7 protein-coding genes and 1 riboswitch are annotated in these 8433 nt (G+C 72.4%); of the genes, 2 read left to right on the top strand and 5 right to left on the bottom strand.

From position 1 onward, the window contains the following. Both ACYVE9_RS09790 and ACYVE9_RS09785 read right to left on the bottom strand, forming a co-directional pair. Nucleotides 1–698, bottom strand: a 698-nt coding sequence (locus tag ACYVE9_RS09790; protein WP_461027369.1) for a coiled-coil domain-containing protein, incomplete at its 3' end; no start/stop codon positions are given. A gap of 6 nt (nucleotides 699–704) precedes the next feature. After that, a riboswitch (cyclic di-AMP (ydaO/yuaA leader) is annotated at nucleotides 705–861 on the bottom strand. A gap of 183 nt (nucleotides 862–1044) precedes the next feature. Beyond that, nucleotides 1045–1671 (bottom strand): DUF1707 SHOCT-like domain-containing protein, encoded by a 627-nt coding sequence (locus ACYVE9_RS09785; RefSeq protein WP_461027368.1) that lies wholly within the window; start codon nucleotides 1669–1671, stop codon nucleotides 1045–1047. A 57-nt stretch (nucleotides 1672–1728) separates the two neighbouring features. Here ACYVE9_RS09785 and pcrA point away from each other — a divergent pair, with 57 nt between their 5' ends. Continuing rightward, nucleotides 1729–4203, top strand: a complete 2475-nt coding sequence (pcrA, locus tag ACYVE9_RS09780) for a DNA helicase PcrA (protein ID WP_461027367.1) — start codon at nucleotides 1729–1731, stop codon at nucleotides 4201–4203. A gap of 169 nt (nucleotides 4204–4372) precedes the next feature. Here the strand turns inward: pcrA and ACYVE9_RS09775 are convergent, their stop codons facing one another. Both ACYVE9_RS09775 and ACYVE9_RS09770 read right to left on the bottom strand, forming a co-directional pair. After that, the gene (locus ACYVE9_RS09775; protein WP_461027366.1) at nucleotides 4373–6175 is read right to left on the bottom strand and encodes a M23 family metallopeptidase; all 1803 of its coding nucleotides are present in this window, start codon (nucleotides 6173–6175) and stop codon (nucleotides 4373–4375) included. Between the two features lie 237 nt (nucleotides 6176–6412). Beyond that, nucleotides 6413–7189 carry an alpha/beta fold hydrolase gene (locus tag ACYVE9_RS09770; RefSeq protein ID WP_461027365.1) on the bottom strand — a complete coding sequence of 259 codons (777 nt, stop codon included), beginning with the start codon at nucleotides 7187–7189 and terminating at the stop codon, nucleotides 6413–6415. A 274-nt stretch (nucleotides 7190–7463) separates the two neighbouring features. Here ACYVE9_RS09770 and ACYVE9_RS09765 point away from each other — a divergent pair, with 274 nt between their 5' ends. Continuing rightward, nucleotides 7464–7874: a cobalamin B12-binding domain-containing protein gene (locus ACYVE9_RS09765; RefSeq protein ID WP_461027364.1), complete on the top strand. Its 411-nt coding sequence runs from the start codon at nucleotides 7464–7466 to the stop codon at nucleotides 7872–7874. 159 nt (nucleotides 7875–8033) lie between these two features. Here ACYVE9_RS09765 and ACYVE9_RS09760 read toward each other — a convergent pair. Next, on the bottom strand, nucleotides 8034–8433 hold a 400-nt coding region (locus ACYVE9_RS09760), incomplete at its 5' end, for a DUF5691 domain-containing protein (RefSeq protein ID WP_461027363.1).

Raw genomic sequence — 8433 nt, 5'->3', positions numbered from 1 at the left:
CGGCGCTCGGCCTCGGCCGCCTTGCGCCGGGCCTCCTCCTGCTTCTTCCGCTCGGCGGCCGCCAGCCGGGCGCGCTCCTCGGCGGTCAGTTCCGCCAGCAGGGTGCGGGCCTGCTTGAGCTTGCCCTGCACGGTCCGCTTCTCGCTCGCCAGCTTGCGCTGCGAACGCTCCAGATCGGCCAGGCTCCTGGCCGCCGCGGTGCGCTCTGCGGTCGCCTCGCGCTGCTTCTTCCGGAACGAGCCGACGGCCCGGTTCTGCTGCTCGGTGAGCCGGGCCCGCACGTGCGACTGCTGGAAGTAGCTCTGCGGGTCCGTGGTGAGCAGCAGCGTCGCCGTCTCCGACATGCCGCCGTTGCGGTACTGGGCGGCGGCGAACGTGCCCAGAGTGCGGCGGGCGTCGTTGAGTTGCGCGGTGCGGTCGGCGACGTCGTCGAGCGCGCGGTCCGCCGCGCGGCGCTGCCGGTCCGTCTTCTCCTTGGCCGCGTTGTACTGCTGCGTGGCGGCGCCGGCCTGCCGGTACAGCTCGTCGACCTTCTTCTGCGTCTCGGCCAGCCCCGGTCGTTCGCCGCCGGGCTCGGCGGACGCGCTCTGCGTCAGCAGGGTCACCGACGCGAGTGCGGCGGCGGTGGCGCCGACCGCGCCCCGACGGGCCGGTGCGGACTGGAGCACGCCGCTGCGCGGCTTGCGGTGCGTCGCCACGAGGGCAACTCCTTCCGTGCTCCGCCTACCGAGTTAGCTGTCGGGTTCGGGCGTCGGAAGGCTGCCCTACCGGCCGCGGGCGGCTGCTCGCGGCCCGATTCACCCCGGTGGTGCGCGTCGGGTCCCCGGCTCCGGCGAACGCCGGACTCGGCGGAGGCCGCCCGTGCCGGTCAGGTCACCGACGGATCCGGGCCGCCTGAGGCTGCACCGTAGCCAGGGCCCGGACGTCTTGGGAAGAGCGGTGTTCGGTATGTCCCGAAACCTTTTTGTTATCTAAGGCTCGGGTGCCCGGCCCGTGGGACGGACCCCTGCCACAGCACCCCTCAGCCACCGGCCGCCCCGCGGGTCAGCCGCCGAAGGACTTGCCGGCCCGGCGCTTCCACAGGTCCCAGCGGTTGGGGTAGCGGATGCGCACCTCGCCCATGGCCGCCCGGCCGGAGACCTCCAGCGTCGGAGCGCCGCGCTCCGGTGGCTCGGTGGCCCGGTTGCGCACCGAGCCCAGCGACGCCCGCAGGCCGTGCGACCGCACCGACCAGCCCGGCGGAACCAGCACCGTGACGTTGCCCATGCCGGCGTTGATCTCCAGCGACACCTCGGAGTGGTGGCACACCGCCTCAGTGAAGTCGATCACGATGTTGCCCATCCGGGACACCGCGCTGATCCGCCGCGGCACCACCCAGTAACCGGTCTGGGAGATGTCGCCCGCCCCGGAGCGCAGCTCCATCGGCTGCTCGTCGCGCGGATCGACCGGCGCGGCGTGCGCCGGCAGGTCCGCGGTCAGCGGCGCCAACTCGCCGTAGGTACGGGCCGAGAAGGCACGTTCCAGCCGCTCCTCCAGCTCCTCCAGGTCGATCCGGCCGTCCCCGGCGGCCTCACGCAGCAGCTCGGCCACCGCCTCCCGATCGGTGTGCGAAGCCCGCAGATCGGGGTCACGGTCGGGGCGGGGCGCCGGCGCACGCGAAGGGTCAGTCATAGAACAATTCTAGGAGTCGGCGGCGCGGTCAGTGGGGCGGCCTAGACTCGGTAGGCGATGAGCAGCCTCTTCGACGACAGCTTCCTAGCGGACCTCGAGCCCCCAGCGGGCCAGGAGCCGCCGCCCGACGCCGAGCACCCCTCCGCCCCGCCGCAGGAGGAGGTGCCGGAGGGGCTGTTCACGGGCTCCTTCACTGGAGGCCGGGACGCGTACTACCGCGACGGCGCCCCCCGCCCGGTGACGGATCCGCAGGCCCTGCTCGACGGGCTGAACGAGCAGCAGGGCGCCGCCGTCGTGCACAGCGGCTCGCCGCTGCTGATCGTCGCCGGCGCCGGCTCGGGCAAGACGCGGGTGCTGACGCACCGCATCGCCTACCTGCTGGGCGCCCGGGGCGCGCACCCCGGGCAGATCCTCGCCATCACCTTCACCAACAAGGCCGCCGGTGAGATGAAGGAGCGCGTCGCCGAACTGGTCGGTCCGCGCGCCCAGGCGATGTGGGTGTCCACGTTCCACAGCGCCTGCGTGCGCATCCTGCGCCGGGAGAGCAAGAAGCTCGGCTTCACCTCGTCGTTCTCGATCTACGACGCGGCCGACTCCAAGCGGCTGATGGCGCTGGTCTGCCGGGACCTCGAACTCGACCCGAAGCGCTTCCCGCCGAAGGCGTTCAGCGCGAAGGTCTCCAATCTCAAGAACGAGCTCGTCGACGAGGAGGACTTCGCCGCCCGGGCCGCGGACGGCTTCGAGAAGACCCTCGCCGAGGCGTACACGATGTACCAGGCGCGGCTGCGGGAAGCCAACGCGCTGGACTTCGACGACATCATCATGACGACCGTCCACCTGCTCCAGGCGTTCCCGGACGTCGCCGAGCACTACCGGCGGCGCTTCCGCCACGTGCTCGTCGACGAGTACCAGGACACCAACCACGCCCAGTACACCCTGGTCAGGGAGCTGGTCGGCACCGGCGCACAGCCGGCCGGGCCGGAGGACGAGCCGCAGCCGCCGCAGGCTGAGCTGTGCGTGGTGGGCGACGCCGACCAGAGCATCTACGCCTTCCGCGGCGCCACGATCCGCAACATCCTCCAGTTCGAGGAGGACTACCCGGACGCCCGCACGATCCTGCTGGAGCAGAACTACCGCTCCACGCAGACCATTCTCAGCGCCGCCAACTCCGTCATCGAGCGCAACGAGAACCGCCGCCCGAAGAACCTGTGGACGCAGGCCGGCGCCGGTTCGCGGATCACCGGCTACGTCGCCGACACCGAGCACGACGAGGCCCAGTTCGTCGCCGAGGAGATCGACCGGCTGACGGACGCGGGTGACGCCAAGGCCGGGGACGTCGCTGTCTTCTACCGCACCAACGCCCAGTCCCGCGTCTTCGAGGAGATCTTCATCCGGGTGGGGCTGCCCTACAAGGTCGTCGGCGGCGTGCGCTTCTACGAGCGCCGCGAGGTCCGCGACGTCCTGGCCTACCTGCGGGTGCTGGCCAACCCCGAGGACACCGTCCCGCTGCGGCGCATCCTCAACGTGCCCAAGCGCGGCATCGGCGACCGCGCCGAAGCCATGATCGACGCGCTCGCCGCCCGGGAACGGACCACCTTCCCGGACGCCCTGCGCCGGGTCGACGAGGCGTACGGCATGGCGGCCCGCTCGGTCAACGCAGTCAAGCGCTTCAACGTCCTGATGGAGGAGCTGCGCACGATCGTCGAGGCCGGGGCCGGGCCGGCGACGGTACTGGAAGCGGTGCTGGAGCAGACGGGGTACCTCGCCGAGCTCCAGGCCTCGACCGATCCGCAGGACGAGACGAGGGTGGAGAACCTCCAGGAACTCGCCGCCGTCGCCCTGGAGTTCGAACAGGCGCGCACCGAGGAGGACCCGGGAACGCTGGCCGACTTCCTGGAGCAGGTGGCCCTGGTCGCCGACTCCGACCAGATCCCGGACGAGGCCGAGGAGGGTTCCGGCGTCATCACGCTGATGACGCTGCACACCGCCAAGGGCCTGGAGTTCCCCGTCGTGTTCCTCACCGGCATGGAGGACGGCGTGTTCCCGCACATGCGGGCACTCGGCCAGCCCAAGGAGCTGGAGGAGGAGCGGCGCCTGGCGTACGTGGGCATCACCCGGGCCCGGGAACGGCTCTACCTCAGCCGCTCCACGCTGCGCAGCGCCTGGGGGCAGCCGTCGTACAACCCGGCGTCGCGCTTCCTGGAGGAGATCCCCCCGGAGTACGTGGAGTGGCGGCGCACCGGCGGTTCGGCCGGCGGGGGCGGCGGTTCGATGGCACCGACGGTCGGAGGCGGCGGCTCACCGCTGTCGTCGATCTCCCGCCGCGGCGCATCCGGGTTCGCCACCCGCCGGGCCAAGGAGCGCACGGTGGTGTCGCTGGCGGTCGGGGACCGCGTGACGCACGACAGCTTCGGCCTGGGCACGGTCGTCGAGGTCAAGGGCAGCGGCGACAGCTCGGAGGCCACCGTCGACTTCGGCGACCCCAAGCCCAAGCGGCTGCTGCTGCGGTACGCGCCCGTTGAGAAGCTCTGAACGCACCGGACGCCTGATCCGGCGAAGGAGCCCGCCCCCATGTCGGGGGCGGGCTCCTTCGTTGTCGGCGCTTGGCACGTCGGTGTGCCGGTGCGGGCGGTCGGCGGCGCGGGCACGTCCAAGTGGCGGCCCGCTCCCGACCCGGTGCCGGGCGGGAGCGGGACGGAGGTCACGTCGGGTCGAGGCCCTTGCCGCGGAACCAGGCGACGGGATCCACGGCGGAGCCACCGCCGGGACGCACCTCGAAGTGCAGGTGCGGACCGGTGGAGTTGCCGGAGCTGCCGGCGTAGCCGATGGTGTCGCCGGCCTTCACCGGACCGGACCGGATCTTGGTGCTGCTGAGGTGGCAGTACCAGGTCTCGGTGCCGTCGGCGGCAGTGACGATGGCCATGTTGCCGTAGGCCAGGTCCCACTTGGTCGACACGGTGCCGTCGGTCGCGGCCAGCACCGGAGTGCCGTAGCCGACGGGGAAGTCGATGCCGGTGTGCACCGACATCCAGTTGATGCCGGCCTGGCCGTAGTAGGCGCTCAGCCCGTGCTGGGCGACGGGGAGTGCGAACTTCGGCCGCAGCGCCTCCTTGCGGATGGCCTCGGCCTCCTTGCGCTTGCGCTCGGCCTCCTGCCGCTCCTTGAGGTCGATGCGCTCCTGGGTGCGGCTCGCCCGGTCGGCGAAGTCCCCGGCGTCCGCGGACAGCCCGGCGAGCTGGGTGTCCAGCTTGCTGTTGGCCACCGACGGCTTCACCGGCGCCCCGTCCGGTGCCGCCTGCGCCGGCTTGTCGTCGACGTCGTCGGCTGAGGCACCGACCGACGCCGCGGCGATGCCCGCGACGCTCATCACGGCGACCGACGGGACGGCCACGGTCAGCAGCGCCGACCGTCGCGGTTTCACCGCCCGGCGCCGGCCACGGGACGAACCCCCGGCCGGGTGGGGCGTCCGTCCGGCAGCCGCCGAGGTGTCGACGGCCGGCAGTTCGTCGCCGAACCCGTCCTCGTGAGCGGCGTCAGCCCGGTAGGCGGCGTCGCCGAGGTCCTCAACAGTGAAGTCCTCGACGGTGAAGTCCGACGCGGCGGGCCCGTCATGGAAGGCGTCGGTGAACTCGCCGCGCTCCTCCTGTGCCTGCTGCCCGTCGTGGTCCTCGGGTCGCTCGGCGGTCCGCTCCGCGTCGTGGTGCGGCTCGTCGGTGTTCCGCCGGCCGTCGTCCGACCGGTACGCACCCGCCTCCGGGCCCGCCTGCTGGCGGGGGACGGCGGTGAAGGCCGCGGTGTCCCAACTCCCGGTGTCCCAGCTGCCGGTGTCGTTGCTGCCGGGCTCCCAGCTGACCGTGGCGTAACTGCCGCTGTCCCAGCCGGTGGCCGCCTCCGCCTGCGGCGTTCCGGCGTAGCCGGCGGCCTCGGGGGAGGGGGTGAAGTCCGGACTGCTGCCGTCCCAGGCGGTGTTGGCCTGTGCGCCGGTGTCGTAGCCCTCGTAGGCCGCACCGCCGTAGGTGCCAGCCGGGTACGGGTCGGAGGAGTAGGGGTCGGACGGGTAGGAGGCGGCGCCGGACGTGCCGGTGGCACCGTCCCACTGGCCCGAGTTCTCGGGCGACCAGCCGTAGTCGCCGTTGACGGAGTCCGAATGCGGCTGGCCCTGGTCACCCGACCAGGGCGCCGCCGTCTCGTGACCACCGGTGGGGAAACCACCCGTGTCGTAACCGCCGGTGCCGTAGTTGTCCTGGTGCGTGCCGGTCGCGGGGAACGCGTCGTAACCGGTGGAGGGGAACGGGGAGTCCTGGACGGTGGCCGTCACCACGTGCTCGGAGCTGTCCGGCATGGCGCCGAAGAGCGGGTCGTCCGCGTAAGCACCACCGGACGGGTAGCCGTAGGCCGTGCCGTGTCCGTCGGACGGTGCGTAGCTCGCGTCGTAGGGGGGATACGAGGCGTCGTGAGCGGAACCGGTCGGGGTTGTGACTCCCGATGGGGGACGGTCGTTCACCACCAACTTCTCTTTCGCCTCGGAGACAGGGGCTGCCAGAGCAGTGCCGCGACTGTACCCGGCGGTTGGCGGCGGCGACAATCTTCCGCAGGTTTCGGCCCCCGGAAAGCGGGGCAATCGCCCGTCTTTCGGTGTCTACGGGCCGGTAGTCGAGCCCCTGTTCGTGCCATGTTCGAAGCCCGCAGGCCCTCTTGGCCCCAGCAGGCCCGTCCGTTTCGGGCGGATTGACCGTCCCTCTCAGGCGATCCCGTAGGCGGCGCCGGGGCGCGGCACGGCCGGCGGCGACTCCTGCAACTCCTCCCGGACGCGGGCCGCCACGGCCCAGTGGGCGGGCATCGCCATGTGCCCCACACCCTGCACACGAACGGTGCGAACCAGCAGGTCGGAGTGGTCGAGACGGGCGGTCTCCACCGGCGTCATGACGCGGTCCACATCACTCCAGAAGCTGACGAACCGGGTGCGGCAGCCGGCTGCCGCACCGGCCAGTTCCGCCATCAACGCCGAGCCCGGCCGCATCTGTCGCACGATGGGGTGCACCGACAGCGGCGCGGCGGCCCGGGTGCCCGCGTGGGGAGTGCCGAGGGTCACAAGTGTGTGTACGCGCGTGTCGCCCGCCAACCGCTGGGCGTAGTAGCGGGCGATCAGGCCGCCCAGGCTGTGCCCCACCACGTCCACCTGCTGGTGCCCGGAACTCGCGCAGAACTCCTCGATGCGTCGGCCCAGGTTCTCCGCGGCGCTGCGTACGTCGCAGGTCAACGGTGAGTAGTTGAGACAGGCGATCTGCTGCCAGCCGTGCCCGGCCAGCGAGCGGCGCAGCGGCGTGAACACCGACCGGTTGTCCACGAAGCCGTGCAGCAGCAGGACCGGACGCGGCCCGGCGATGTCGGTGCGCGGCGGCGCCCCGGGGACGTCCTCCCGCAGGCCGGACGGATACAGCAGCAGACGGCCCGCCAGTGCGACCGCCTCCAGGGCGTTGGCGCGCAGTACGGTCAGCATCGGTACGGCATGATCCATCGCTGACCCCCGTGGGCCGCCCCTGCGCGCCTCCCTGCGGCGCACCGGAGCGGCGACCTTGTCGCGGCTCTCCGCTCGGGCCGTCCCGAACCCGCTCGGTGACTGGTCCGCGCCGCGTCCGCGGCGCATGATGATGACGTTGTCCCACTGTGTGATTTCCCCCTCCCCCCGCACCTCAAAACGATCGGGTGCGGGATGCTGGAAGATAACGTTCGTTCACACCGGCGCCTCACCAGCGGAGCCGGGGCCGCAGTCGACGTTGATGGAGGCAGTGATGGGTGTGTCCGGTCCGATCCGCGTGGTGGTCGCCAAGCCCGGCCTCGACGGCCATGACCGCGGTGCCAAGGTGATCGCCCGGGCACTCCGCGACGCCGGCATGGAGGTCATCTACACCGGGCTGCACCAGACGCCCGAGCAGATCGTGGACACCGCGATCCAGGAGGACGCCGACGCGATCGGCCTGTCCATCCTGTCCGGGGCCCACAACACGCTGTTCGCCAAGGTCCTCGACCTGCTGCGGGAGCGCGACGCCGAGGACATCCAGGTCTTCGGCGGCGGCATCATCCCCGAGGACGACATCGCCCCGCTGAAGGCCCGCGGCGTCGCGGAGATCTTCACCCCCGGCGCCCCGACCACGGCGGTCGTCGACTGGGTGCGCACCCACGTACGTTCCGTGTCCGCCTGACCCACGCCTTTCGGGGGCCGCCCGCTCCTTCGCCCGCTGGACGCCTCGCGTCGGGTGCCGCCCCGCCGGGGACGGGCACGTACGTCCCCGGCCCCGCACCGGGCCGGGCGCCGGGTGGACGTGCCGGGGTGCCGCGTCGGATGCCGCCCGCCGCCCCCGCTACCTCCCGGATATCGGCGGGGACGCCAGTTCGTCGACCATCGCCGCCCGGCTGCGCAGCGGCACCACCAGCCGCTGGAACGACTCCGCCCAGTAGCCGCCTGCGCCCGGCGAGCCGGACTCCGACTCGTCCGGGTGCGCCGCCAGCGGCGCCAGGCGGTCCGCATGACCGGGGTCGAGCGAGCGCTCGGCCAGACCGAGCACCCCGCTGAAACTCCACGGGTAACTGCCCGCGTCCCTGGCGATCTCCAACGCGTCCACCACCGCCCGGCCCAGCGCCTCCGACCACGGCACCGCGCAGGTGCCCAGCACCCGGAACGCCTCCGCCAGGCCGTGCGCGGCCACGAACTCCGCCGCCCAGTCCGCCCGCTCCGCCTCCGGCAGCACGGCGAGCAGCCGG

It is taken from the genome of Streptomyces sparsus, assembly GCF_054776295.1.
Note: the sequence above shows the minus strand (reverse complement) of the source record. Positions and strands in the feature narration are given on the sequence as shown.